This is a genomic window from Cupriavidus gilardii (genome assembly GCF_008801915.1).
Lineage (GTDB): Bacteria > Pseudomonadota > Gammaproteobacteria > Burkholderiales > Burkholderiaceae > Cupriavidus > Cupriavidus gilardii.
In genome coordinates this window covers 1-437 of record NZ_VZOV01000105.1, presented here as the reverse complement: position 1 = coordinate 437, position 437 = coordinate 1, and the positions used below count along the sequence as shown (strand labels likewise).

Annotated in this window: 1 protein-coding gene; it reads left to right on the top strand. The window is 65.9% G+C overall.

Going from position 1 to position 437, the window contains the following annotated elements; genetic code table 11:
- On the top strand, nucleotides 1-437 hold a 437-nt coding region (locus tag F7Q96_RS26670; RefSeq protein WP_249041738.1), incomplete at both ends, for a DUF6351 family protein.

The window sequence follows — 437 nt, the reverse complement described above, 5'->3', positions numbered from 1 at the left end:
CTGTTCGACGGCATCATCGTGACCTCGGTGTTCCCGGACGTCACCTCGTCGACGCTCTTCAAGCTGCACGATTCGCGCCTGCTGCACCTGTACTTCACGCAGAACGCGCCGGGCCAATACAGCGCCGCGCAGCGCTCGGCGATCTCCGGCTACCTGAAGCCGGGCAATATCGCCGCGATGAGCAGCAGCGCGGGCCGTCTCGATCCGGTGGTGTCGTTCCCCGCGGGCTTCCCGGCCGACCAGCAATACCATCCGGTCACCAACCCGACCGGCGTGCGCGCGACCGTCTACGACCACACCGTCAACGTCTACGGCAAGGACGCGCGCGGCTTCGCCAAGCGGCCGAGCGACAATGTCGGCGTGCAGTACGGCCTGAAGGCGCTGAACGACGGCATGATCACGGCCGACCAGTTCATCGACCTGAACGAGAAGATCGG